The 24157-nt window shown below is 59.8% G+C and carries 21 protein-coding genes; 10 read left to right on the forward strand and 11 right to left on the reverse strand.

Annotated elements, in window-relative coordinates:
• Nucleotides 1-92: 92 nt before the first annotated feature.
• Nucleotides 93-1193: a 3-deoxy-7-phosphoheptulonate synthase gene (locus ACFQY0_RS15440; RefSeq protein ID WP_379714071.1), complete on the forward strand. Its 1101-nt coding sequence runs from the start codon at nt 93-95 to the stop codon at nt 1191-1193.
• A gap of 193 nt (nt 1194-1386) precedes the next feature.
• On the opposite strand, the gene lpxD is transcribed toward ACFQY0_RS15440, so the two are convergent.
• Both lpxD and ACFQY0_RS15450 read right to left on the reverse strand, forming a co-directional pair.
• A complete protein-coding gene (gene lpxD, locus ACFQY0_RS15445) occupies nt 1387-2415 on the reverse strand; it encodes a UDP-3-O-(3-hydroxymyristoyl)glucosamine N-acyltransferase (RefSeq protein ID WP_379714074.1) in 1029 nt (342 codons plus the stop codon).
• Nucleotides 2416-2424: 9 nt separating this feature from the next.
• On the reverse strand, nt 2425-3054 hold the full coding sequence (locus tag ACFQY0_RS15450; protein WP_379714077.1) for an OmpH/Skp family outer membrane protein: 630 nt from the start codon (nt 3052-3054) through the stop codon (nt 2425-2427).
• 77 nt (nt 3055-3131) lie between these two features.
• On the opposite strand from ACFQY0_RS15450, the gene panC reads away from it, so the two are divergent.
• The 3 genes from panC to ACFQY0_RS15465 all read left to right on the forward strand — a co-directional run bounded on the left by panC (nt 3132) and on the right by ACFQY0_RS15465 (nt 6721).
• Nucleotides 3132-4004, forward strand: coding sequence for a pantoate--beta-alanine ligase (panC, locus tag ACFQY0_RS15455; protein WP_379714079.1), 873 nt, complete (start codon nt 3132-3134; stop codon nt 4002-4004).
• 187 nt (nt 4005-4191) lie between these two features.
• Entirely contained in the window at nt 4192-5805 is a 1614-nt protein-coding gene (gene nadB, locus ACFQY0_RS15460) for an L-aspartate oxidase (protein WP_379714082.1), read from the forward strand.
• Nucleotides 5806-5851: 46 nt separating this feature from the next.
• A complete protein-coding gene (locus ACFQY0_RS15465) occupies nt 5852-6721 on the forward strand; it encodes a YdcF family protein (RefSeq protein WP_379714085.1) in 870 nt (289 codons plus the stop codon).
• 39 nt (nt 6722-6760) lie between these two features.
• Here ACFQY0_RS15465 and ACFQY0_RS15470 read toward each other — a convergent pair whose 3' ends face one another.
• The gene (locus tag ACFQY0_RS15470) at nt 6761-8467 is read right to left on the reverse strand and encodes a transglutaminase-like domain-containing protein (RefSeq protein WP_379714087.1); all 1707 of its coding nucleotides are present in this window, start codon (nt 8465-8467) and stop codon (nt 6761-6763) included.
• Nucleotides 8460-9581, reverse strand: a complete 1122-nt coding sequence (locus tag ACFQY0_RS15475) for a DUF58 domain-containing protein (RefSeq protein ID WP_379714090.1) — start codon at nt 9579-9581, stop codon at nt 8460-8462. The genes ACFQY0_RS15470 and ACFQY0_RS15475 overlap by 8 nt, the downstream gene beginning before the upstream one ends.
• An 89-nt stretch (nt 9582-9670) precedes the next feature.
• Between ACFQY0_RS15475 and ACFQY0_RS15480 the strand changes: the two genes are divergently transcribed.
• Complete coding sequence (locus ACFQY0_RS15480; RefSeq protein ID WP_379714093.1) at nt 9671-10999, forward strand: glutamate--tRNA ligase; 1329 nt, start codon at nt 9671-9673, stop codon at nt 10997-10999.
• On the forward strand, nt 10996-11907 hold the full coding sequence (aroE, locus tag ACFQY0_RS15485) for a shikimate dehydrogenase (RefSeq protein ID WP_379714095.1): 912 nt from the start codon (nt 10996-10998) through the stop codon (nt 11905-11907). Before ACFQY0_RS15480 ends, aroE begins: the two co-directional genes overlap by 4 nt.
• A 12-nt stretch (nt 11908-11919) precedes the next feature.
• Here the strand turns inward: aroE and ACFQY0_RS15490 are convergent, their stop codons facing one another.
• From ACFQY0_RS15490 to ACFQY0_RS15510, 5 genes are all read right to left on the reverse strand, one after another.
• Nucleotides 11920-13044 carry a hypothetical protein gene (locus ACFQY0_RS15490; RefSeq protein ID WP_379714097.1) on the reverse strand — a complete coding sequence of 375 codons (1125 nt, stop codon included), beginning with the start codon at nt 13042-13044 and terminating at the stop codon, nt 11920-11922.
• Complete coding sequence (locus ACFQY0_RS15495; protein ID WP_379714099.1) at nt 13041-14123, reverse strand: hypothetical protein; 1083 nt, start codon at nt 14121-14123, stop codon at nt 13041-13043. Before ACFQY0_RS15495 ends, ACFQY0_RS15490 begins: the two co-directional genes overlap by 4 nt.
• 56 nt (nt 14124-14179) lie before the next feature.
• On the reverse strand, nt 14180-15952 hold the full coding sequence (locus ACFQY0_RS15500; RefSeq protein ID WP_379714101.1) for an Hsp70 family protein: 1773 nt from the start codon (nt 15950-15952) through the stop codon (nt 14180-14182).
• A gap of 128 nt (nt 15953-16080) precedes the next feature.
• The gene (locus ACFQY0_RS15505; RefSeq protein ID WP_379714104.1) at nt 16081-16470 is read right to left on the reverse strand and encodes a hypothetical protein; all 390 of its coding nucleotides are present in this window, start codon (nt 16468-16470) and stop codon (nt 16081-16083) included.
• A 168-nt stretch (nt 16471-16638) separates the two neighbouring features.
• Entirely contained in the window at nt 16639-17004 is a 366-nt protein-coding gene (locus ACFQY0_RS15510) for a HesB/IscA family protein (protein WP_379714106.1), read from the reverse strand.
• 178 nt (nt 17005-17182) lie between these two features.
• Between ACFQY0_RS15510 and ACFQY0_RS15515 the strand changes: the two genes are divergently transcribed.
• From ACFQY0_RS15515 to ACFQY0_RS15525, 3 genes are all read left to right on the forward strand, one after another.
• Nucleotides 17183-17422 carry a phosphopantetheine-binding protein gene (locus ACFQY0_RS15515; protein WP_379714109.1) on the forward strand — a complete coding sequence of 80 codons (240 nt, stop codon included), beginning with the start codon at nt 17183-17185 and terminating at the stop codon, nt 17420-17422.
• A 95-nt stretch (nt 17423-17517) separates the two neighbouring features.
• The gene (locus ACFQY0_RS15520; RefSeq protein WP_379714112.1) at nt 17518-18744 is read left to right on the forward strand and encodes a hypothetical protein; all 1227 of its coding nucleotides are present in this window, start codon (nt 17518-17520) and stop codon (nt 18742-18744) included.
• 3 nt (nt 18745-18747) lie between these two features.
• Nucleotides 18748-20154 (forward strand): class I adenylate-forming enzyme family protein, encoded by a 1407-nt coding sequence (locus ACFQY0_RS15525; RefSeq protein WP_379714114.1) that lies wholly within the window; start codon nt 18748-18750, stop codon nt 20152-20154.
• A gap of 37 nt (nt 20155-20191) precedes the next feature.
• On the opposite strand, the gene ACFQY0_RS15530 is transcribed toward ACFQY0_RS15525, so the two are convergent.
• Complete coding sequence (locus ACFQY0_RS15530) at nt 20192-22192, reverse strand: ATP-dependent helicase (protein WP_379714117.1); 2001 nt, start codon at nt 22190-22192, stop codon at nt 20192-20194.
• A 159-nt stretch (nt 22193-22351) separates the two neighbouring features.
• Between ACFQY0_RS15530 and ACFQY0_RS15535 the strand changes: the two genes are divergently transcribed.
• A complete protein-coding gene (locus ACFQY0_RS15535; protein WP_379714120.1) occupies nt 22352-23392 on the forward strand; it encodes a DUF5685 family protein in 1041 nt (346 codons plus the stop codon).
• Here ACFQY0_RS15535 and ACFQY0_RS15540 read toward each other — a convergent pair whose 3' ends face one another.
• Nucleotides 23393-24133, reverse strand: a complete 741-nt coding sequence (locus ACFQY0_RS15540) for a zinc metallopeptidase (protein ID WP_379714123.1) — start codon at nt 24131-24133, stop codon at nt 23393-23395.
• Between the last annotated feature and the right edge of the window lie 24 nt (nt 24134-24157).

Consider the following 24157-nt stretch of genomic DNA (forward strand, 5'->3'; position numbering starts at 1 on the left):
CAAAGCCCGCAGCACCTCACCAGTCCATTCAACAAAACCACCCATCCCAGCAAAAAACCACCCCAGGCCCACTCATCTCCCCCACTTCCCCCTTGCCACCCGGCACCCGCCCCTTGCAACTTCCCTCCGTGACTCAGCACCGCACCGACGACCTCCGCATTTCCGGCCTCAATCCTCTGATCTCCCCAGCGGTCCTGAACTATTTCCAACCCGTCACCGACGAGGTCTCCGAGCTGGTCGCCTCCGCCCGCACCGAGGCTGATGCCATTCTCAAGGGAAAGGACGATCGCCTGCTCGTCGTCATCGGCCCCTGCTCGATCCACGATCCTGCCGCCGCCATCGAGTATGGCAAAAAGCTCAAGCCACTCATCGACAAGCACCGCGACGATCTTCAGATCATCATGCGGGTCTACTTCGAGAAACCACGCACCACCGTCGGCTGGAAGGGCCTCATCAACGACCCGCACCTCGACAACTCTTTCGACATCAATCACGGCCTCAAGGTCGCCCGCGGTCTCCTCATCGATCTCGCCAAGCTCGGCATCCCCGCCGGCACCGAGTTCCTCGATACCATTTCGCCGCAATACATCGCCGACCTGATCGCCTGGGGGGCCATCGGCGCGCGCACCACCGAAAGCCAGATCCACCGCGAACTCGCCTCCGGCCTCTCGATGCCCGTCGGCTTCAAGAACGGCACCGGCGGATCGATTCAGATCGCCCTCGATGCCATCCAGTCGTCCTCGCGACCCCACCATTTCCTCTCCGTCACCAAGCAGGGCGTCTCGGCCATCGTTTCCACCACCGGCAACGACTCCTGCCACATCATCCTGCGCGGCGGAAAATCCGGTCCGAACTACGAAAAGAAGGACATCGATGAAGTCATCATCTCCCTCGATGAGCAGAAGCTGCCACCGCACGTCATGATCGACTGCTCCCACGGCAACTCGCTCAAGGACTACCGCAACCAACCGCTCGTCGCCGCCAACCTCTGCAATCAGATTTCCAAAGGCTCGAACTCCATCGCCGCCGTGATGATCGAGTCCAACCTAACAGAAGGAAACCAGAAGCTCGATCCCGACCGCAGCAAGATGACCTACGGTCAATCCGTCACCGACGCCTGCATCGGCTGGGACGACACCCTCGAGGTCCTCGAAAAGTTCGCCACCGCCGTCCGCGAGCGGCGCAGCTCTTAATTTGGAGTGCGGTGGCAGAGCGCAGCGGCGACACCGCTTTCGAGCAAACCCACTCGGTTTCTCGGGCCATCGAATCTCTCCTCCCGAAGAATGTCCGAGCGTCCCGCCTTATGGATGCACCGCGCCGACGGAAAAGAAGTCGAAAGATTCGCAACACAAAGCCCAAACGCGTCGCCTCTCCTTCTGGATTCTCTTACGACTCCTTCTCCAAAGCCCTGACCCGCTTCAACAACTCCGGCAACTTCCTCAGGGAAGCCTGCTGTCTCTGATGCGTGATGAGAGGCTGCGCCGGAATCCCGCCGTATTTCCTCCCGCCTTCAAGATCCGTCGCCACGCCACACCTTCCGGCAAGCATCGCCTGATCTCCGACCTTCACATGACCTGCGATGCCCGCTTGGGCCGCCAGAATCACGTAATCGCCGGTCCTGGAGCTTCCGGCAATGCCGCTTTGGGAGACGATGAAATTGTGCTTCCCGACCTGCACGTTGTGCGCGATCTGCACGAGGTTATCCACCTTCGAGCCCTCACCAATCACCGTCCGGCCAAATCGCGCACGGTCGATCGTGGTATTCGCTCCGATTTCAACATCGTCTTCCAGCACCACGATGCCGATCTGATCGATCTTCACGTGACGGCCTTTCACCGTTTCAAAACCAAACCCGTCCGAGCCAATCACCGCGCCCGGTTGTACGATCACCCGCTCACCTAACAGGCAGCGCTCGCGGATCGAAACATTCGCATGCAGGTGGCAATCGCGGCCGATCACTACCTGCTCTCCGACCACCACATTCGGACCAATCTCGGTGCCGTCACCAATCACCGCACCGGCCATGATCACCGCACCGGCGTGAACACGGACTTTCGCCGGATCCATCTTCGCCGATTCATCGATGATCGCCTTCGGATGAATCCCCGCTTCAAATCGACGCGAGAGGGCCTTCGTAAAATGCGTTACCGCAAGGCCGAAGGCATACGACGGATTGTCGGCACCAATCAGCGCCACCCCCTCCGGTCCATCCTTCAGCTCCTTCGGAACGATCACCACACCCGCCTTCGTTTCCAAAAACTGGCTGAAGTACTTCTTGTTTCCAAGAAACGAAATATCATCAGGCGTCGCCTCATCGAGCGACGCGATGCTTCCGAAGGAAACAGAAAGCTCGCCCCGGATGATGTCTCCATCAACCAACTGGGCGAGCTCTGAAAGGGTCAATTCAGCAGACATGCAGGTCGATTACTCGCCGCCTTCTGCTGCAGGTGCTTCTTCCTCGGTCACTTCGCTTTCTGGCGGAGCGTCCTTGTTGAGGGTCTTGAGCAGGACAGCTGTGATGTCAGTCGCATCCTTCGTGTAGAGAAGGAATGGAACCTGCGAGGTGCTCAGACCGGACTTATCGAAAACGTAGTCGTAGTCTTCAGCCTTGGCCTGCTCTTCACCCAGCTTGCGGATTTCCTCAAGGATGCCCTTCATGCGCTGCACCATCTTTTCGTTGAGCGCCTGATTACGACGCTGAAGGAACTCACGGCGCTCGCGGTCAAGCGCGATGCCTTCGTTCTGCTTCATCTGCCAGTCACGATAGACGGTCTGCTTCTTCGAATCGGAGATCGAGGGGTCGTCGAGCTGCTTGCGCATGTTCTGAAGCTCGGTGTCCAGCTCGCGGATACGGGCCAAGCGCTCGTTGTTCTCCTTCTGAATGCGGGCACGCTCGACGTTGATCTGCTTCTGAGCTTCGTTCGTGCGGTGGTATTCCTTGAAAAGTTGCTGCATGTCGATCGTGGCGATCTTCAGCTTCCCGTCTTGGGCGGCGGCGGTTCCAACAAGGCCGACGGCCAGGATCAGGGCGGTAAAACGACGAATAATGGTCATGAATAATTGGGGATGTCCCGTAGGTTTCGAGCGCAGCGTAACCGAAATCGCCACCCCGTCAACGGTCCGTTCCGCACTTGCCGGATGCCTCCCCGCCGGAAATCCTCGCCGCCATGCGCATCGTCGTCGATCCCGCCGCCATTCCGGCCCTTCCCGCTCTTCAGCAGTCGTCCCGCATCCTTGTCCCAACCATGGGCGCGCTGCATGAGGGCCACCTCGAACTCATCCGCCGCGCCCGGACCCTTGCCGGACCGAATGGCGAAGTTGCCGTCTCGATTTTCGTCAATCCTATCCAATTCGACCGCCCGGACGATCTCGCCGCCTACCCACGCCCGCTTGAGCAGGACCTCGAAAAATGCCGTGCCGAGGGCGTCGACCTGGTTTTCACCCCTGAAGCGAGCTCCATTTTCCACCCCGACCGCTCCACCGCCGTCCTCGAGTCCTCGCTCTCCAAGACCCTCTGTGGCGCGACCCGCCCCGGTCATTTTGACGGCGTTTGCACCATTGTCCTCAAGCTCTTCAACCTTCTTCAACCCACTGCTGCCGTCTTTGGGGAAAAAGACTACCAGCAACTCGCCATCATCCGTCGCATGGTCCGCGACCTGAATGTGCCCGTGGAAATCATCGCTGCCCCCACCGTCCGCGAATCCGATGGTCTCGCCATGTCCTCACGCAACACCCGCCTCAACCCCACCCAACGCGCCGACGCCCCGCGGATCCGCCAGGCCCTTCTCAGCGCATCGAAAGAGAGCTCTCCGGAAGCCATCCTCGCCACCGCCCGAGCTGCCATCGAGTCCTCGGAAAACCGCATCGATTACCTCGAACTCGTCGACGCCGAAACCCTCCAGCCCGTCGAGGACCTCTCCTGTCCTACACTCCTCGCGACCGCCGTTTTCTATGGCGATGTCCGCTTGATCGACAATCATTCGATCCGGCCCTGTAGGAATTGATCGCAGCAACACACGAATCCGTCCGCTCGCTCAAACTCCTTTCCGTTGAAGGCCGCCAACCGCTGCCCAAATCCGATAATTTGATTATCAAGTCGGTAATTTTGTCGCTCGGAGGCCCTCACTCCTTGTGTAGACACGATATTTCTTGGCCATTCCCGCCGAATCCCGATTCAATCCGCCCCACCCCATGACCTCCGATTTTCTCGTTCTCGGCACCGGCATCGCAGGCCTGTCCTTCGCGATCCGCGCGGCCAAGCACGGCAGCGTAACCGTCATCACCAAGGGCAAGGCGCTCGATTCCAATACCGCCTGGGCTCAAGGCGGCATCGCTTCAGTCCTCCCCGAAAGCCTTCGTGACCCAGGCGATAGCTGCGAACTGCACGTCGCCGACACTCTGGATGCCGGCGCGGGCCTGTGCAACGAAGACGTCGTGCGCACCATCGTCGCCGAAGGTGCCGCAAGCATCGACGATCTCGTGCGATATGGTTCGGAGTTCGACAAGGAAGGAGAACGGTATCAACTGGGAAAAGAAGGGGGCCACAGTAAACGCCGGATTCTCCACGCGCGCGACACAACGGGTCACGAAATCGCCACCTCACTTCTGGAAACCGCCCGCCAGACCCCGAACCTCAAGATCCTCGAGGATCACTTTGCCATCGATCTTATCACCACCGGAAAACTCGGAGTCGTCACCGAAGACCGCGTGCTCGGTGCCTATGTGCTCGATCGGCAGTCAGGCGAAGTCCGGATCTTCCGCTCTGATCGCATCATCCTTTCCACCGGCGGCTGTGGAAAAGTCTATCTCTACACCACCAACCCCGACTCCTCGACCGGTGATGGCGTGGCGATGGCGTGGCGCGCCGGCGCCCAGGTCGCGAACATGGAATTCATCCAGTTCCACCCCACCTGTTTCTACAACCCCGCCGCCACCGGCCCGGAGGCCCGCTCGTTCCTCGTCTCCGAAGCGCTGCGCGGAGAGGGTGCCGTGTTGCTCAATGCCGCGGGCGAAGAATTCGTCAATCAAGTCGACCCGCGCGGCTCGCTCGCACCGCGCGACATCGTCGCTCGCGCCATCGACCGCGAGCTGAAAAAGACAGGCGCTCCCTGCGTCTACCTCGACGTCACCAAGAAGCCGAAAGGCTTCATGAAGAAGCGCTTCCCCTTCATCTACGAGAAGCTCCGTAGTTTCGGGCTGGATGCCGAGACCCAACCAATCCCGGTGGTTCCTGCCGCGCACTACCAGTGCGGCGGCGTCGTCACCGACGTCAACGGCGTCACTTCCATCCGCGGTCTCTTCGCGATCGGCGAAGTCGCCTGCACCGGTTTGCACGGCGCCAACCGCCTCGCCTCCAATTCGCTCCTCGAAGGAAACGTCCTCGCCCGTCGCGCGCTCGATCACATCCTTGGCCACTACGCCCCGGAAAGAAACGCCCTCCACGCGCCCGACATTCCCGCATGGGAACATGGCGACACCAATGCCCCCGACGAACTGGTCGTCATCTACCACAACTGGGACGAACTCCGCCGCCTGATGTGGGACTACGTTTCGATCGTCCGCACCGACAACCGCCTGCGCCGAGCCGCCACCCGCCTGCGTAACCTCAAGAAAGAAGTCCGCGAGTTCTACTGGGGCCACCGCGTCAATGCCGACGTCCTGGAGCTCAGGAACCTCGTGGCCGTCGCCTCGCTGGTCGTCGATTGCGCCATCCGGCGGCGCGAATCGAGGGGCTTGCATCATACGCTAGACTACCCCCAAACTGACCCCCGATTCCAGCGGGACACCGTGATTCGCCGATTCTGACAGCCCCAAAAAAACCACCGTGGCTATCTTCAATAAAACCTCCTCTATGCGCCCATTCACTCATGCCCTCAGCGTCGCCCTCCTTTTAGGAGCCGCACCCTGCCTGCATGCGCAGGTCTCCAGCGCCGCGAACCTGCCACGCGTCGTCATCCCGACCAGCCGCCAGCCGATTCAGCCAGCCCGGCCCGCGCAGCAGTCCTCACAGCTTTACCCATGGCGCCAGAACATCACGGCGACGGTTTTCTGGATCGGAGAGCGCCCGACCCAGAACAATCCGACTCCCAATCACAAATCCTCATGGGACCAGCAGTGGGCCATCAATTACGGCGGCTACGACGATCCCGATCCGAATGCCCGCCACGCCGATCACCGGACCAGTGAGTTCCGACCGAAGCATTTCACCCCTAAGCTCAATCCCTTCTACATTGCGCTGCCATACAACGACGTGGCCGGATGGGGCCGGCACAAACCCGAAGCCTCCCGCGTCATCCCCTGGTTTCGCCGAATGAACCCCAAGCCGGGAAAAACCGTCCTCAAGGGAAGATGGGTTCAAATCTACCACGGAGGAAGAAGCTGCTACGCCCAGTGGGAAGACTGCGGCCCATGGGTCACCGACGACTACCACTACGTCTTCGGAAACAGCCGCCCGAAGAATCGGTCGAACAGCAGCGCTGGCATCGACATCTCCCCGGCAATCCGCGACTACCTCGATCTGAAGTCCGGCGAACAATGCCACTGGCGCTTTGTCGAAGACGTCCAGGTCCCCTACGGTCCGTGGAAAAAATACGGCCAACAGAGGCCGTCTCTCGCGCCTGATGGCACCGACTTCGAAGCCAAGCGCAAGTATCTCGAATACCTCCGCAAGCTCCGCGACGAGCAGTATCAAAAGCAGAGTCTCGATCAGATCAGGCACTGACCGCTCCGCGAGGCAGGCCGTCTCGCCCTTGGCCCATCTTTAGAGCCACTGTTCCACCTTCTTCTTGAGCTCCGCTTCCTTTGCCGGATCCCGCGTCCTGCCTTCGTAGCGCACGGCATAGTGGTACTGGATCAATTCGTTCGCGAAATCCGGTGCCTCGTCCAATCCCTGCACCAGTCCACGCAGGGTGCGGCCGGGGGGAATTCGAATGCCTCGTTCGCGGCACTTCGAGACAAAAGTCTCAAGATAGGCCACGCGTCGAGACTTCATGTCGACCTTGGCTCCCCAGGTTCCCGAATCTTCCCGTTTGAGCGAGCGCCAGCTGAGCATCACCAATCCCGGGATTCCAAAAAGGGCCGCGAGGCCGAGACCATATTTCCAAACGGGCCGCTCCGCTGCCAGCTCGTCCTCCGTTTCAACTCCCAAGTCCTCTGAGCCCGGCGGCTTTTCTCCCTCGGCAGCCCGCTCGGGATTCGGCCGCTCGAGCGCCGTGGGCGGGGTCGGATCCAGGACCACCCAGCCGTATCCCTTCAACCAGACTTCGGCCCACGCGTGTGCCTCGCGCGCCCGAAACACAAACAGACGGCTTCCTTCATAGTAGGTCCCGCCGACCCATCCATAGCTGATCCTTGCGGGAATCCCTACCGCCCTGGCAAGCAAGGCCCCTGCCGTCGCATACAACTCACAGTGCCCCTTCTGCTCGTAGAACATGAAATTCTCCAGAGGATCGCGGTTGTTCGGGTTCTCGGTGACGAGCGAGTATTCAAGCGTCGTGCGCAGGTGATTGCGAATCCGGGTCAGCCGGTCCATCACCTCGCCATCTCCCGCCACCACCTCGGCCTGAAGAAATATTCGCGATCCGAGACTCCCACCCGGCAATTCCAACAATGAGGCCGGTATTTGCATGGGAAGCTTCACATCCTCACCCGCCAAATCATCGATCGTCCGGGGTTTGGAAATCGTATCGTACTCGAAGCCCTCCTCCTGCTTCGGCAAAAGCTGCAAGCGGGCGTCCAGCGAAGCCACACTCTCGACCCGCGCCGCCGTTAACCCCTGCAAGCCAGTCAAGGGGTTCTGGCCGTTCTTTTCACTCCCCTGATAGACCCGGCAGGAAATCGCCGCTCCACTGCGCTCGCCCGGCAATCGCAGCCAGCCATCATCCTCAGATCTCAGCGTCCGAGCTTCACTCGAAAGCGCCATCCAGGCCGCCTCATCGTAGCGACTCAGAGAAAAGGCCTGCACGTAGAGCCGTGAATCCAGCATCCGCGCCGCGTCGATCTCACCCGATGGCTGAAGGAAAATCTCTGGACGGTTTCCTTGCTTGAAATTCGTACGTTTGGGCAGTGGACGGCGCTGCTCATCGTTCCACAGCCAGTTCCCTTGGCTCGTGTTTCGTTCGCCCTCGGTTTCCACTTTTCGGGCGGCTGCCATCTCCGGCCGCAACCACTCCTCCACCCTCGCCGCAGCCGATTCCAGCGGCTCGGGAAGTGTCGAGAAGAAGACGAGGAAAAGACACTCGATGGACAGCACCGCAGCCCCAATCGCCAGGTAATCCATCCAGCTGGCCCGTCGACGACTCTCAACAAGCTCACCCTTCTCCCCTTCACGTTTTCCCCAAAGCCCGACACCCGCCACCAGGATCAGCACGGCAAGACAAGTCCGCAGCACCGCAGACCATGCCTCGGGATATCCCCGCAGCAGCCCATACGCCGCCGCCATCGCCAGCACCATGACAAGACTACGCACGCCCCCTCCTCTCCCGCTGTTTTCGTTCGTAGGAAACGATGTCCACCAGAACAAGGCGCGACCTCCTGCCGAGGTAATCCTTCCAATGTACCGCCGGCATATCGGAAATCACGACCAGCGCTTCGTCCCGACCCAAATCCTCAAGCCGGCCTAACAGCTCGTGTTCTTCCGTGCCCCCCGCCCTCTTCGTCTTCGCCAGCATCTCGCCTGCCTGCCCCAATTGCTGCCGAGTCGCCACACGTCGCGGCACCCATTCCTCGAAGTCCGCAAGCAGCACGGTCGGCACACCACTCGCTTGGAAATGCCGCATTGCCCCCCACACCAAAGAAATCGCCCGCTCAAAGCGATCAGGTCGGATCAGCGCGCCATCAGTGGCGAACGAATGAAATACGATTACCGCCTTCTGAGGATGAAACCCCGGGGGATCGAGCTCGCGCACCATCAGTCCCCCGCCCCGCGCCTGCGATCGCACGCTTGCAGGCCAGGCGATCACCTTCGCCGGATCACCCGCGCGGTATTCACGCAAGCCGCGCGGTTCACCAATCGCCTCACTGATCGCCGCAGTCCTGCGCGGCTCCGCTTCCAGAGCACTGCCAATCGCAACCAGCTCGCGCGGCATCGAGGCATGAGGCAAAACCAGCAGGGGATGAGCGATTTCATGACTCACGGAAAATCGAAACAGTCCCAGTGGAAAACGGGAACTCACCACCGCACCAATCCGCTCGCCATACCCTCGGCCCGGCAAATCTTCCCGCAGCTCCGCATCGGCCGCCGAACCCGCCGGCACCCAGGGAACCTGACACTCCGTCTCCAAGCCCCCCGGAGTCTTGATTTCCAGGCCCAGCCCGAAGGCATCCAGCATCCGGCGTCCATTTTCAATCGTCACCCGCATCCTCATGGGGACCCCGGCCTGCACCACCCTTGGCATTTCGATGCCGACACGCAGACGGCGGAGATTCATCCAGGCCAGCACCCAACATAAAAGCAGCAGCACCGCCGCCGCGCATCCCAACGCCATCAGCACGCCATCGACTCGCAGCAAGCCCGCTGCCGAGAGCGCCACCGCGCCCCCCAGCAACACGCTTCCCCGCGTCTCGATCTGCCCCATCCGCATTTCCGAACATTGCCCGCCTTCGATTTACTTCAAGGCCAGAGACCGCTTCGCGCTTCCATCTTTTCCCTTTGCACCCTTCACTCCCGCCAATGAACGTCCGCACACGCTTCGCGCCCTCACCCACCGGATACCTCCACGTCGGCGGTGCCCGCACCGCCCTCTTCAACTACCTCTTCGCCCGCAAGCACGGCGGCAGCTTCGTGCTGCGCGTCGAGGACACCGATGCCGCCCGCAATACCGACGAAGCCCGCGCCGCAATCTTCGAAGGCATGAACTGGCTCGGCCTCGACTGGGATGAAGGCGAAGGAAAGGGCGGCGACTTCGGTCCCTACAACCAGTCCGAACGCGCAGAGCTCTACGACAAATGGTTCGAAGTCCTGCGCTCCAAAGATCGCGTCTACGAAGACGACGGCGCCTGGCGATTCCGTTTCGAGCGCAAGCCGATCACCATGCGCGATCTTGTCTGCGGTGAAGTCACCATCGACTACACCGACGAATCCAACACACCGGACATGGTCGTGCGCCGTTCCGACGGCAGCTACGTGTTTCATTTCGTCAACGTCGTCGACGACCTCGAAATGAAGATCAGCCACGTGATCCGCGGCGAAGACCACTTGATGAACACCCCGAAGCATCTTCAGCTCTTCGAAGCCTTCGGCGTGCCGGCCCCGGAATACGCCCACATTCCTCTCATCCTGAATGAGAACGGCTCGAAGATGTCGAAGCGCGATGCCGGTGCCGCCGTTGGCGACTACCCGCGCCAGGGATTCATCTCCTCCGCCGTCGTCAACTTCCTCGCCCTGCTCGGCTGGAACCCGAAGACCGATGAGGAAATCTTCAGCCTCGATGAGCTTATCGAGCGCTTCTCACTCGAAGGCGTCAACCGCGCCCCAGCCCGCTTCGATTCGGAGAAGTGCGCGTGGCTCAACCAGCAGCACCTCATGAAGCTCGGAGCCAACGATTTCGCCACCGACGCCCGACCATTCGTCGAGGCCGCAGGCTTGTTAGACGGCGCCCACGAATCCCGCTACATCCGTGCTGCCGAGCTCGTGCAAGACAAGGTTCGCCTGCTTTCCGAAGTTCCCGATGCCGTTAGCTTCCTGCTCCAGGACGAGCTCAGTATCGATCCCGAATCGCTCGCAAAGGTCGCTAAGAACGATCAGGCCGCCGCGCTTCTTGCTGCTCTGGCCGACTCCTTCGAGGCTCTGGCCGAATGGTCCGCCGATGCCGCGAAGAATGCCATTGGAGAAACCGCCAAATCCCTCGGAGCCAAACCCGGCCAACTGATGTTCCCGACACGGGTTGCCCTTTCCGGAAAATCCGGTGGTCCCGACCTTGGCGACATCATGACCCTCCTCGGACGCGATCAATCCGCCGCCCGCGTGAAGAACCTCGCCGGTTTGCTAAAGTCGTCATGACCGTTCACAGCCTTACTGACCTCGCGTCCCGCGACTTGCTGGACGCTGGTCACTCAAAGCCCGCACGCCTCGCCGTGATCGGACATCCGGTCGCCCATTCCGCCTCGCCGCGCATGCATCAGCCAGCGCTCGACGAGGCTGGCATCGATGCCCGCTACATCGCGCTCGACATCGAACCCGGCCAGGTCGCCGAGGCTTTCAAGCGCATGCGCGAGCTCGGCTTCATCGGCTGCAACGTCACTGTCCCGCACAAGTTCGATGCTCTCGCCGCCTGCGATGAGATCGATGATGCCGCCCGCACCCTCGGCGCCGTGAACACCGTCCGCTTCGACGACGATGCCACACGCGGGTCGAATACCGATGGTTATGGCTTCGAACACGCCGTCAAAGAGTCCCTCAATTTTGATCTCGCAGGGAAATCCGTGCTCATCGTCGGTGCCGGAGGTGGTGCCGGAGGTGCGATTGCCGCCCACTGCGTGCGATCCGACGTCGCCCGCCTGATCCTCGTCAACCGCACGCTTTCAAAGATCGAATCGCTCGCCGAGCGTCTCACCTCCGACAAGACGGAGATCATCACGCTTTCATCCGAATCGATGACCGAGCCCTCGAGCATCGCGCTCGCTCACTCATCTGATCTGCTCGTCAACACCGCATCCCTCGGCCTCAAGGAAGGTGATCCTTCGCCGCTTCCGGAAGCCTGCTTCACTTCGCGGCATTTCGTCTTCGACACGATCTACTCGCCCCCAGTCACCTCCTTCATCCGTGCGGGTAGGGCCGTCGAAGCGCGCACCGCCAATGGGGCTGGCATGCTTCTTCACCAGGGTGTTAGAGCCTTCGAAATTTGGTTTCCCGGAAGCACCCCTACCGAAGCGATGCGCCAGGGCCTATCTTCCGCTCAGACATCCTAACAACCCGGCCAACTACTCGCTCAGACCAAGATCATCGAGATCATACCAGTGGCAGGCCAAAATTTCCCGGATCGCAAAGGAGCGTTCCTCCCCAGGCTCGCGCACCACCCGGACGCGCAGGCGGATCATCCCATTCGGGTCCTTGCTTCTTGCCTCTGAGCCATAGATCCCTTCCCCAGCATCAAGTTTGGCAAACGCCTTGGAAAGCACTCGCGCGGTTCGCGAATCCGGATCCACCTCCACCTCGGGAGATGATGCGCCGAGTTCTCCTGGCGTACCCGGGCGGGGGCCGACCAGCACCACGCTTGCCACTTTGCCTTCTCCGGAATGATCCTCTGAGCGGCGGCGCGCCAGCAAACGGAATTCCCCTTCGGCCTGTTCGGTTCCAAGAAGAAAGAGCGCCCAATCGTGATCTGAGAATCGGACCATATTGGCCCAATCAATCTTCCATTCGCCCTTGTCGTCTTCGAAAAACACGGCCTCGACCTGACGGTTCCCACTTAACTCCCACACCGTCTCGATGCCCTTGCCATTCGGGGTCTCGATTACATCGAGAATCGAATAATTCAAATCCTCTTCAGCGGTCGTAAGGGTGATCTCCTGCTGCCAACTCGACATCCGGCGAAGGGATTCAATCGGATTGATCACGTACTTGACGCGCCCTTCAGGGGAACCCGCCTCGAGGAATTCCATCACCTTCCTCTTACACTCATTCAACTCCTCGGAAACGAGCAGATCATTTTCCGAGACGATCCCCAATTCAGGTTGCTCATCATCATCAACCGAATCCTGAAAATACTTCACCGCCGTCGCCAACACCACCAGGATGACCAACCAGATCCCGACAAAAACCGCCAGACCGCTTCGCTCCTTTTTCCGTTCCTTCTTTCGTTTCGAATTCCCGTCGCTGCGCTTGCTTCCCGAGTGACTTTCTCCCGTCCGACCGGCGAACGATTCCGCCCCGTTGCTCACTGCGGCCTGCACGAATGCCATCTCCGATGACCCGACAACCGGATCCCGGCCACAATCCGGACACTGATCGGGAACCTCTCCCCCCACCTCGGCAGCAAATAATGAGCCGCAGCGCCCACAGTGAAACCATCCTGTCTTTTGCCCGTCTTCCATACGATCATTCATGGTTCGATCCACCCATCTCCAATCACCCGGGTGATCGTAAACTGGCCAAACTCGCCACGCCCCTCGTTCTTGAGTTCCACGATTACCGCAGCGAGCGACCGTTTTTCCAATAGGACGGACTGTTCATTCAAAGAATCCGCCAAGGCTCGAGCGGGCTCAGAGTCAATCTTCGCGTACCCGTAGATCTTTTCCGTCCCTCCGAGATTCCACATGCTGTAGCAATGAAACTCATCATCGGGGTAATCGACGGGATGGAAGTTCTCTCTAACCAGAACGAGGCGCATCTTCACGAGATCACCCACTTCGATGTTCTTGAGCTGATCGAACTCCACGTCTCCCAGCCCGTTTGAAGCCTCCCAATCGACTTTGAACCCACCGTCTTCCTTTATCAGAAGGTTGGCAAATTGCTTGCCTCTCAATTCCCCCGTCAGCAGGACAGTGGTCCTGGCATCATTCTGTTCCATTTCTCCCGTCACCGTCAGCGCCTCATTCTCATCTCTCCCCATCGGTTCCCATTGATCGGTCAGCCTCGACCTCAGATGTTCCCCGTTTCGGATCAGGGGAATCGCCTCCTCCAGCGTCTTGGCCGTTGAATACTCGCTGAAGAGCCCAACCGCTTCCTTAAGAATTTCATCGGAATTCGCGATCTTCTCCGGGTCCGGCTCCAGCTCATCAATCGCCTCCATCGTCTCGAAGTAGGCCCTATTTCCAGGCTCTTCCTTGCGCAGGGCACCTGCGGAGAGGACGACAGCGACCGACACTATCACCGCCATGCATGCCATGAAAATGGTCAGCGAGCGCTGATTCAGCCAACGTTTGCTCCCTGTTCTCGGCAGCACGTCGGGAGTTCCAGGCTCCTCGTCCTCCACCCGTCGGTTGGCCAATGGCATCGCCTCCTGGTCGAGACGCACCACATCTTCGTCGTCAGGACCATTCCCACCTCCCTCGCTCAGGGCCGCTTCGTCCTCTTCCCGTCCTCGTCGCAGGTCGCTCGAGCTCTCGCCAAATACACGCACCTCTACGCTACCCCGTCCGGTGCGGGCGGGGCGCTTGGGCGGCATCTTATCGTCGCTACTCATTCTGACGCGCAAAACCTGCCCCCAATCCAGTCCCCCGACAAGTCTTCGTCAGGCCATCATTCGCCCAGCTTGCGAGCCATGGCCTCCTCCATCGCGCGCTCCACCAACCGGGCAGCCACTCCCTCGGTCGCACGATCCAGCTGCTGCACTGCGGCCTTCAGTCGGTTTGCCTCACCATGTCCCATCGCCTCCCGGACTTCGGCCGCCACTCGGCGGATTTCCTCCGCCTCATCCGCACTCACCAAATCTCCCCCTGCGCCAAGCACGGCATCCACCGCCGGAAGCAATTCCTCGGCCTTCAACCTGGCCTCGGTAAAGATCCTCTCACTCATGTCCTCAAAGGCATGCTCCACCGACTCGCTCACCATTTTTTCGACCTGTTCATCATCCACATCCACGGCGGCACTCTGGATCTGGACGACCGTATCGCGTCCGGTTTCCACATCGCGTGCCAGCACTTCCAGAATGCCGTTCTCATCGATCCGGAATTGCACTCCGACCCTTGCCTGCCCCTTCGCCGCGGGTTGGAAATCGACTTCAAAGTCCCCCAACTGCCAGTTGTCGCGCGCCATCTCCCGCTCACCTTGGAGCACCCTCAGGCGCATCGACTTCTGCCCCGCCACCGCGTTCGTGAACATCTCCCCGGCCTTGCAGGGAATCGTCGTGTTTCTGGGGATCAGCACATTCATTAAGCCACCAAAGGTCTCGATCCCGAGACTGAGCGGAGTCACATCCAGCAGCACCATTTTCTGCATCGCCCCACTCAGCACGCCCGCTTGAATCGTCGCACCCAAGGCCACCGCCTCATCCGGATGCTGGGAAAGATCCGGCTCCCGTCCGAAAAAGGCCCCAACCGCCCTCCTCACCTCCGGAATCCGCGTACTTCCCCCCACGAGAACCACCGCATCAAGATCTTCCTTCGCAAGCCCCGCATCCGCCAAGGCTCGGCGACAACAGTCCAAGGTCCGGTCGATGAAAGGCTTCGCAAGGGCTTCAAAGTCCTCACGGCTCAGCTTCAGCTCGACGCTCTTACCGCCATCGAAAAAGGGAAGTCGGAAGACCTCGTGCTCCCGATCTGAAAGCATCCGCTTGACCCGCTCCGCCTCCTCCATCACCCGAAAATCGAGCGCCTTCAGACCTGCCTTTTCAACGCACCAGGCCGCCAGCGCCGCATCCAGATCATCTCCTCCGAGCTGCGTGTCTCCATGGGTCGACAGGACTTGAAACACGCCGTCCTGCATCTCCAATATCGAGAGATCAAAGGTCCCGCCACCCAGATCGTACACCGCCACCCGCGACCGATCGCCCAACTTATCGAGACCATAGGCCAGCGCTGCTGCCGTTGGCTCGTTGACAATTCGTAGCACCTCCAGCCCCGCCAACTCGCCGGCTCGTTTCGTCGCACCCCGTTGAGCATCGTTGAAATACGCGGGAACCGTAATGACAGCTTTGCGAATCGGGACCTCCAAGCGCCACTCCGCCACCCGCTTCAGCTCGCCCAAAATCTCCGCACTCACCTCTTCAGGAGAGCGATCCAGAATGACGATGCTCCCGTCCTTCCCCTTTTCCATCTCCACGGGAAAATCCTCCACCTCGCCCCACCGCCGGCCTATCAGACGCTTGACGCTTGTCACCACCCGACCTGGATCCAGAGCCCGACGTCGCAGCGCCTTCGCACCCACTTCAAGCCCTGCATCGCCGAACCAAACCGCGCTTGGCATCACCCGCTTGCCTTCCTCATTCGCCAAAAGCATCGGAAAACCCGACTCGACCACCCCGATCGCCGAGTTTGTCGTCCCGAGATCAATCCCAACAATCACTTCATTCATTCGCCTTCAAAGAAGGCGGCAACCCGCAACATTCCAATGCTCAATTTCCAAAATTGGGCCGCCGCTTGCTGAGCATGTCTCCATTGCCACCGAAATCCAGGTCAGTGGCCCAGCACGTCGCAGAACCCTCACCACAATCCTGCAAACCTCTCCCTCACTTGAGCCTGCCATTTCTCCAGAAAAGCCAACTCCCGCGCGACCATCCATCCGTCACCCTCCCCCCGCTCGATTTCCGCAAAGCTCGCCACCCTCCCGGCAATCTCCTCCGTCAAACGCTCCTGAATCTCCTCCAAATCCTCCCTGCAAGCCTGCACTCTTCCCTCCAACAATGCTTTTGCCAACTGGCTTGCCGCCGCCTCCCGCTCACGAATCAAATCATCTGCCGCTTGGAACTTCGGCCCGATTTCGGAAAAGATGCTCACCAAACTTGAGGACAAAGCACCCCGGAAATCCCCTTCGATTCCCTCCAACTCCAGCCAGTGACGCAACCGGGACGATGGCTGACTCAGAAGGTTCATCGCTTGCTGGATTCTCGAAAAACCCTCCGACTCGCCACCGCCGTCCGGGTGCACGGATTTCCCCTTCTCACGAAAAACCGCGCGTAGATCCTCGCTCTCCAACGACAATCCACGCTTCAATCCAAGTTCTCGAAAAGCATCCATCATCCGTTTCCTTGCACCGCAGACCTACGCCGAGAAGCTCTCCCCACAAGAGCAGGTCACCACCGCGTTGGGATTGGTCACCTTGAAGCCTCCCTGCTGCAAATCGTCGGAGTAGTCGAGTTCACTTCCGCTGACGAACAAGGCGCTCTTGGGGTCGATCACCACATTGACCGCATTGCTTGGCACGAGAATGTCCCGATCCCTCGGACCATCGACCAAATCCATTTTGTACTGCAGGCCACTGCAGCCACCGCCGATCACCGCGATCCTCAGCGCCCCGTCCGGGCGACCTTGCTTTTCCAGCAGGCCACGCAGATGCGACGAAGCCCCATCGAGGACCTTGATCAGTTTCTCGTTTCCGACTTTGAAGTTGGCCGTGCTCTGCGTCATCGCGGCCAATCTCACCCGCTTCTCGGGAACTTTAAACCGAAATCTTTTCCGTCTCCCGCGGTCGCCCATCCCACCGAGCAGTGCGCCGAAACTTGCGGAATGGTGGAGGTCGAAACCTTTTACGCGATCGGCTCTGGATCATTCCGGCACTTCGGCCTTTGATCCTGCCCACAGCAACATGGAAAACAAACTCCTAGGCATCCTTCGTGACGAACTTCTCGATACAGCAGAACCCCTCGACGCCGAAAGCGATCTCTTTGCCGCCGGTCTGGACTCCATGGGGATCATGCAACTGATTCTCGCCATCGAGGAGCACTTCGATACCATCATCGATCCCTCAGAACTCTCCCGCGACAACTTTGCGACTGCCACCCGCATTGCCACGCTGATCCGCTCGAAGCAATCAGCCGCCCAGTAGGCACCGAGCTTCCCGACTTCCACCTGTCCCCTTCCCTGAAAAACACGATCCATACCACCGTCAGCGACGGCTTCCTGCTTGGATTGGAATCCCTGATGCGCCGGAAAGGTCAGGGGCATCATCTCGCCATCACCGTTCTGGAGTTGGAAGGTCAGCCGAAGCTCGACGAGCTGAAAGCAGCCGCCGCGATGCTTGGCAATCGTCACCCCATTCTCCACTCAAAGCTCCGCCGGAGCCCCCGAACCTTCGTAGCCGCCTGGCATCCATCGGAACCTCAAGCCATTCCGGTCCATGCGCATGATCCGCAGGATCTTGATCCGCTCATCCATCGACTTCTCAACGGGAATTCCATCGATATTCTCGCCGACGGGCCCAACCTCCATTTTCACACCGTCCCCCTGAATGCCGGGCGCTGGGCGCTGCTGATTCTCTGGCCCCACGCGCTACTCGATGGAATCGGGATCAATCGATTCGTCGCGGAACTCGCGGGCAATCCGCCGGGACCCGCGCATGGCGACACCTCGACCATCAACGGAACCCCCGCGACCTTGTGGAAGCAGGCCGAGCCCGTGCTCAAGGAAATGCGCAGCTTCCCCGAGCACCGCATCCGCTCACTCCACCGCAAAGGCAGCAAACCCACGACCAGCCACTTCGAGGTCATCCGATTCAACTCATCCGAGTCGGCCGTCATCCGCAGCAAAATGGCATCCACCGCCGGCGAACTACTACTTCTCCCGTATTTCGCCTGCTGTGCCTCTCGCGCCGTCCGCAGTGTCATTTCCCACCGCCACCCCGAGGAAGACGCCCCCATCCTCCTTACCCTCCCGGTTCAGCGGCAGCCCAATCCGTCCCGGCGTCCGCTTTTCCACAATCACATGGTCGCTTACTCACTGCTCCTGACCGGCGAGCAACTCGAGGAACTCGCGCCCGCCACCAAAACCCTCTACCGCAGCTACGCAAGCTTCCTCCGTCGCAAGCTTCCCGCAGCCATGGAACCCCTCACCAAGCTCATGGAGCGCTGCCCCTCGCGCTTCTATCTCAAACCGGCCTCCCTCTACCTCAAGGGAGAAGTCTGCTCGCTTTTCCACTCCCACACCGGCCAGTTCGCCCCCGGAACCAGCTCGCTTTTCGGGTCGCGCCTGTTCAATGGTTATCACGTCCCCACCGTCTCCTCCCCGCCGGGCATCGGCATCTTTTTCTCCGAGTTCGACGGTCAGCTGAGCTGCACCATTTCCTGGAAAGAAGGCAGTCTCAGCCAAACGGAACTCCCTCTCCTCAGAGACACCCTGCTTCGCGACCTCGGCACCCATCACCCACAGTGACCCATGACTCCCTTCAATCTCATTGAAGAAATCTCCAGGCGACACCCCGCCGATGCTCCTGCTGTCGTGGCCGGAGAGCGGGTGGTGACTTTTGGCGAACTCTTCGGTCTTGCCCGCCCGATTGCCGAATCCATTCGCCAGCACAACACGCTCGACCGCCACCCCCGAATCGGCCTCCACTGCCCGAACGGCCTCGATTACATCATCCTCTCACTCGGCATCCTCCTCGCCGACGCCTGCCTCGTCCCCCTCGCCGAAGAGCTCACCCAGGACGAGCGCGACGAGATCACGCAAACCACCGCGCTCGATTTCATTGTGAAAGGCGCGCCTCACCACTCCATGATCAATTGGGAAATCGAGACAGTCGAGTCACCCGCAGTCCAGTTCCCCGAGTCCGAGTTCCAATCCCTCAATCCCGCCTTCATCCGATTCTCCTCCGGCACCACCGGCACCAGCAAGGGAGTCGTCCTCTCCCACGAAACCCTGCTCGCCCGCATCACGGCCGCCAACGAAGGCCTGCAGCTCGGCCCGCAGGACCGCGTCCTGTGGATGCTCCCCATGGCCCATCACTTCGCGGTCTCGATCGTACTCTACCTCCACGTCGGTGCGCTCACCATCCTCGAGCACTCACCGCTCCGCGAGGACATCCTCGCTACGGCGGAAAAGCATCAGGCCACCGTCATCTACGGCTCACCCTTTCACTTTTCCCTGCTTTCCGGCGACACCAGCGACTTCCAATGGCCCAGCCTGCGCCTTCCCGTCGCCACCGCGGCGGCGCTCCCGGAAATCACCGCCCGCGCCTTCGAGCAGCGCTTTTCCAAGCCCCTCGTTCAAGGGCTCGGGATCATCGAAGTGGGACTCTCCGTCCTCAATCTCGACGCCGCTTCCGAGAAACCCACTTCACTTGGAAAAGCGCTCCCCGCCTATCAGGTCCGTCTGGTCGACGACCACGGAAGCCCTGTCCCCGACGGCGCACCCGGAGAGTTTCAAATCCGCGGCCCTGGCTTGTTAGATGCCTATCTCGTTCCTTGGAACCCCAGCCCTCTAACAGATGGCTGGTTTTCCAGCGGAGACCTCGTCGTCCGCGATAGCGATGACTACCTCACCCTGGTGGGGCGCAAGAAATCCGTCATCAACATTGCCGGCATGAAAGCCTTTCCCGAGGAGATCGAAGCGATTCTCAACACCCACCCTGACGTCAAACGCAGCCGCGTGCTCGGAAGGGAACACCCGCAGATGGGCCAGATCCCCGTCGCCGAGATCATCCCTGCCGATCCCTCGGCACCTCCGAAACCCCTTGCACTCCAGAAGCACTGCCGCCTCCACCTCTCCGCCTACAAGGTCCCGATGCGTTTCAGCTTTGTCGATACCCTCCCCCTGACAGCCTCCGGAAAAATCAAAAGAACCTGAGCACTCGACAGCCGCCACTTTTCAGCTTTTCAGCTTTTCAGCTTTTCAAAAAAGAATCCATATCGCCGAAGAAGTCGCCGAGTTCATCATCGCTGACCTCGGCGCCCATCACGTCGTCATAACTCGTGTGAAGCACGTGCTCGTCATCCAGCTCGCTGACGAAGGTGCTCGGCGTGCAGCCGACCTGCTGCCCCCACTTCTTACGCACGTTGCAGTAGGTCAGCGTCAAGCGCTTCTGGGCGCGCGTGATTCCCACATAGAGCAAGCGCCTCTCCTCATCCTTCGTCCCCTCCTGGATACTTCGCTGGTGGGGTAGGACGCCTTCTTCCAGCCCCACTAGATAAACGATGGGAAATTCCAACCCTTTCGAAGCATGCAAAGTGATCAGCGTCGCCCCTTGTTTCTTTTCCAGATCATCATCTTCACGGTCAGACGCCAACGCGCTGTCATCGAGAAATTTTCGAATGCTCTTCCCCCGCTTCAGGTGCTTCGCAAGGTCGTTCAACACCCCCTGAATACTCTCACCTCGATTCAGCTTTTCCTGCTCGTTCTTACAACCGCGTTCAAGCCAGGGCAGATATCCCGTATCATCGAGAAATTCGCGAATCACATGATTCGCCGGAGCCACTCCCCCTTCGATCTTCGACTTCGCCGTCACCACCTCGGCCACAAACGCTTGGATCCCGTTTCGAGCCTTCGGTCCCAGGATGTCAGTAAACTCCGGTGAACACATCGCCTCCCACACGCTGATCTGGCGTTCACGACTGAAATCCGTCGCCATCACCGTCGCCGCCTGACCAATGCCACGCGGTGGCGAGTTGAGAATCCTCAGCAAAGGAACGTCGGCATTCGGATCATCGATCACCGACATGTAGGCCATCACGTCCTTCACTTCCCGCCGGTCGTAGAAACTCTGAGCCCCGACCATCCGGTAGGGAATCTTCAGATGCCTCAGCGCCTCCTCGAGCTTGCGGCTCTGCATGTTGGTCCGGAAGAGGATCGCAAAATCCTCCCATGGCCGCTGCTCGGACGCCTTCACCGCGAGGATTTCCTCGGCAATGAATTCGGCTTCCTCTTCATCGCCCGGCATCCCGACCACACGCACCGGCTCTCCACCCGCCAGCGTCGCCCGCAGCATTTTTTCCCGCCGTCCGGCATTGCGACGGATCAAGCTGTTCGCCGTGTGGAGAATGGCATGCGTCGATCGATAATTTTCCTCCAGACGGATTACGGTGGGATCCGGAAAAAAGCGCTCGAACTCGAGAATGTTCGCCACCTCCGCACCTCGCCAGCCGTAGATCGATTGATCATCATCACCCACCACGCAGACGTGATAGGGCGGCCCGACCAGCTGCTGAACCAGCTGCATCTGCAGGCCATTCGTGTCCTGGAACTCATCGACTGTCACCCGCCGGTACAATTGACGAAAATGCTCCCGGACATCCTCGTGTTCCCTCAGCAATTTCTCGGCAAGCAAGAGCAGGTCATCGAAGTCGACCGCATTCTGGGCACGCAGTTCATTCTGATAGGCCACTGCCAGTTGCGCCATGAAATCGTCCTTCAGGTTGCCGAGATCCGTGCCCGCATTCTTCGCTTTCGAGATCTCCGCCAACACCGCCTCGGCCTTCAATTTCTCCTCCTTGCCTCCCTTGCGGATGATCAACTGCTTCATGATCCCCACCTGATCGCTACCCGAACAGATCGAGAAATTTTTCTTATAGCCGATCTTCTCGATCCCACCACGCAGGATTCTCACGCACAGCGAGTGGAATGTGCAGACTGTCATCCGCTCTGCCAGCTTCTTGGAAACCATTCCTCCGATCCGTTCCCGCATCTCACTCGCCGCCTTGTTGGTGAAGGTCACCGCCAGAATGTTTTCCGGGGCGATTCCGACTTCCAGCATGTTCGATATCCGGCAAGTCACGGTTCGAGTTTTGCCCGTCCCCGCACCCGCGAGAATCAGCACCGGGCCATCCAAGGTCGCCACCGCCTCCCGTTGTGCCTTGTTGAGTGAATCAAACGAAAATCCTTCAGCCATGCGAGGCGCGGAGGAAAGCCCCGACCGCCTCCGATTTCAATCACCCATCCACAAAATCTTCCCGCGCATCATCAGCCCCCGTCCATTCTCGCCCTTCCATCAAAACCCAGCTCATTTCGCCATTCCCTCCGACCCGCATTTCCGTTCTTCTCTCCGTCAATGTTCGGCTTCATCGCCTCCCCCTGCGCCCGCTGCACCAGCGCGGAGTTCCCGTTCTGGCGCGGAACCTTTTGCGGACTCGCGCGCGTCCTTGCCCGCGAATACTCCGCCCCGGCACGGCTCCTCGTAAACCGCGACGCCACTTTCCTCGCGCTTCTCGGCCTCTCGCTCGATCCCGAATCGCCCAACTGGAAAAACGCCACTTGCTGCAATCCGCTCGCCACTCCTTTCCCTGTCGACGACCAGCACCCCGCTGTCGCCCACGCCGCCGCCGTCACCGTCTGTGGACTGGCCACGAAACTCGACGACGACCATCACGACGAAGGGGGTATCCGCAAATACCTCTCTCGATTTGGCTCGGCCATCATCACTCCCGCCGTGGATCTGGCCATCGCCCGCCTCAACTCGACGAACTTTCCGACCCATGACGTCATCCAGCGTCTCAAGCATCAGGAAGTCAACGAACACCACAGCCCCCTCAGAGCCGACGAATCCACCGCCGCCTCATTCGGACTCATCACCGCCCACCTGGCCGAACTACTGAATCTCCCTACGCTCAAACCAGAGCTCGAAAAAATCGGCGCCGCCCACGGGCGCCTCGTTTATTGGCGCGATGCTTGGGACGATCAGAATTCGGATCTGAAAAAGGGCCGCTTCAATCCCTACTTCCATCTTGAGAAGCCGACCATTCAAGGTCGCATCGAAGGCGCCTGGCATGACTTCTCATCCAGTCTCCAGGCTCTTCCTTATCACCGTCACTCACAACTTCTCACCCACCTCACCGACCATACTGCCCGGCGTCATGGGGAGTTTCTCAGTAGCGAAGCTTCCAGCAAAGATAAGAAAAAGAAGCGTAAGAAAGACCACAGCGATCACTGCTGCCACCACTGCGATTGCTGTGGCGGCTGCGACTGCTGCCATTCCAGCAGCGGCTCGCGGAAAGGAGGAGCCTGCGATGCCTGCTTCGACTGCGGTCCCGGCGACAAGGGCTGCATCGATTGCTGCCCTTGCGACGGATGCGACTGCTGCCCCTGCAACTGATCACTCCCTGCGGCCGAGCAGCATCGATGCCCAGTAGGCAAGCTGAGCAATCGCTCCAACAGCAGCAGCCACGTAAGTCATCGCCGCCCAGAAGAGCGCGTTCTTTGCCTTCTCATGCTGCATGTGGTTGGCCGCTCCACTTTTCTCGATCCACGCCAGAGCGCGGTTACTAGCATCGAATTCAACCGGCAAGGTCACGATCGTAAACAAGGTCGTCACGGCCATCGTGCCAAGAAAGGCCCAGATGAACACCGTCCCGCCACCCTGGAAGACGAGAACACCAAAGATCATCAGCATCATCAGGAAATTCTGCATGCTGCTCGCGAACTGAACGGCCGGCACCATCTTCGAGCGAAACCCAAGCCAGGCGTAGGCCTCCTTGTGCTGCACGGCGTGGCCACATTCGTGCGCCGCCACCGCCACCGCGGCCACATTATTCATCGCATAGACTGATTCGCTCAGATTCACGGTCTTCTTCGTCGGATCATAGTGATCCGTCAGCTGACCGGGCGTGTGAATAATCTGCACATCATGAATGCCATTTTCCCGAAGCATCGCCTCCGCCGCCTGGGCTCCCGTCATCGCTGTCGGGATCTGAGAGTATTCATGGAAGCGGCGCTTGAGGGTACCACTGATCAAACTACTGACCACCATCGTGCCAATAATCAGCGCCCAATATCCCATGCCGATTCCTTGAAACCCACTTTGCTGCTGAGCGAGAAACATCGTTTCGAAAATCATGGCCGGAGTCTAACCCGACATTTG

This window comes from Haloferula chungangensis, assembly GCF_042664875.1.
Classification (GTDB): Bacteria; Verrucomicrobiota; Verrucomicrobiia; order Verrucomicrobiales; family Akkermansiaceae; genus Haloferula; species Haloferula chungangensis.

What these genes read in the sequence shown, in the direction of transcription:
- lpxD (WP_379714074.1), bottom strand. Translation starts at nt 2,415, where the DNA reads ATGTCTGCTGAATTGACCCTTTCAGAGCTCGCCCAGTTGGTTGATGGA.
- ACFQY0_RS15450 (WP_379714077.1), bottom strand. Translation starts at nt 3,054, where the DNA reads ATGACCATTATTCGTCGTTTTACCGCCCTGATCCTGGCCGTCGGCCTT.
- nadB (WP_379714082.1), top strand. Translation starts at nt 4,192, where the DNA reads ATGACCTCCGATTTTCTCGTTCTCGGCACCGGCATCGCAGGCCTGTCC.
- ACFQY0_RS15465 (WP_379714085.1), top strand. Translation starts at nt 5,852, where the DNA reads ATGCGCCCATTCACTCATGCCCTCAGCGTCGCCCTCCTTTTAGGAGCC.
- ACFQY0_RS15475 (WP_379714090.1), bottom strand. Translation starts at nt 9,581, where the DNA reads ATGCGGATGGGGCAGATCGAGACGCGGGGAAGCGTGTTGCTGGGGGGC.
- ACFQY0_RS15480 (WP_379714093.1), top strand. Translation starts at nt 9,671, where the DNA reads ATGAACGTCCGCACACGCTTCGCGCCCTCACCCACCGGATACCTCCAC.
- aroE (WP_379714095.1), top strand. Translation starts at nt 10,996, where the DNA reads ATGACCGTTCACAGCCTTACTGACCTCGCGTCCCGCGACTTGCTGGAC.
- ACFQY0_RS15490 (WP_379714097.1), bottom strand. Translation starts at nt 13,044, where the DNA reads ATGAATGATCGTATGGAAGACGGGCAAAAGACAGGATGGTTTCACTGT.
- ACFQY0_RS15495 (WP_379714099.1), bottom strand. Translation starts at nt 14,123, where the DNA reads ATGAGTAGCGACGATAAGATGCCGCCCAAGCGCCCCGCCCGCACCGGA.
- ACFQY0_RS15500 (WP_379714101.1), bottom strand. Translation starts at nt 15,952, where the DNA reads ATGAATGAAGTGATTGTTGGGATTGATCTCGGGACGACAAACTCGGCG.
- ACFQY0_RS15505 (WP_379714104.1), bottom strand. Translation starts at nt 16,470, where the DNA reads ATGAACCTTCTGAGTCAGCCATCGTCCCGGTTGCGTCACTGGCTGGAG.
- ACFQY0_RS15510 (WP_379714106.1), bottom strand. Translation starts at nt 17,004, where the DNA reads ATGACGCAGAGCACGGCCAACTTCAAAGTCGGAAACGAGAAACTGATC.
- ACFQY0_RS15515 (WP_379714109.1), top strand. Translation starts at nt 17,183, where the DNA reads ATGGAAAACAAACTCCTAGGCATCCTTCGTGACGAACTTCTCGATACA.
- ACFQY0_RS15520 (WP_379714112.1), top strand. Translation starts at nt 17,518, where the DNA reads ATGCGCCGGAAAGGTCAGGGGCATCATCTCGCCATCACCGTTCTGGAG.
- ACFQY0_RS15525 (WP_379714114.1), top strand. Translation starts at nt 18,748, where the DNA reads ATGACTCCCTTCAATCTCATTGAAGAAATCTCCAGGCGACACCCCGCC.
- ACFQY0_RS15530 (WP_379714117.1), bottom strand. Translation starts at nt 22,192, where the DNA reads ATGGCTGAAGGATTTTCGTTTGATTCACTCAACAAGGCACAACGGGAG.
- ACFQY0_RS15535 (WP_379714120.1), top strand. Translation starts at nt 22,352, where the DNA reads ATGTTCGGCTTCATCGCCTCCCCCTGCGCCCGCTGCACCAGCGCGGAG.
- ACFQY0_RS15540 (WP_379714123.1), bottom strand. Translation starts at nt 24,133, where the DNA reads ATGATTTTCGAAACGATGTTTCTCGCTCAGCAGCAAAGTGGGTTTCAA.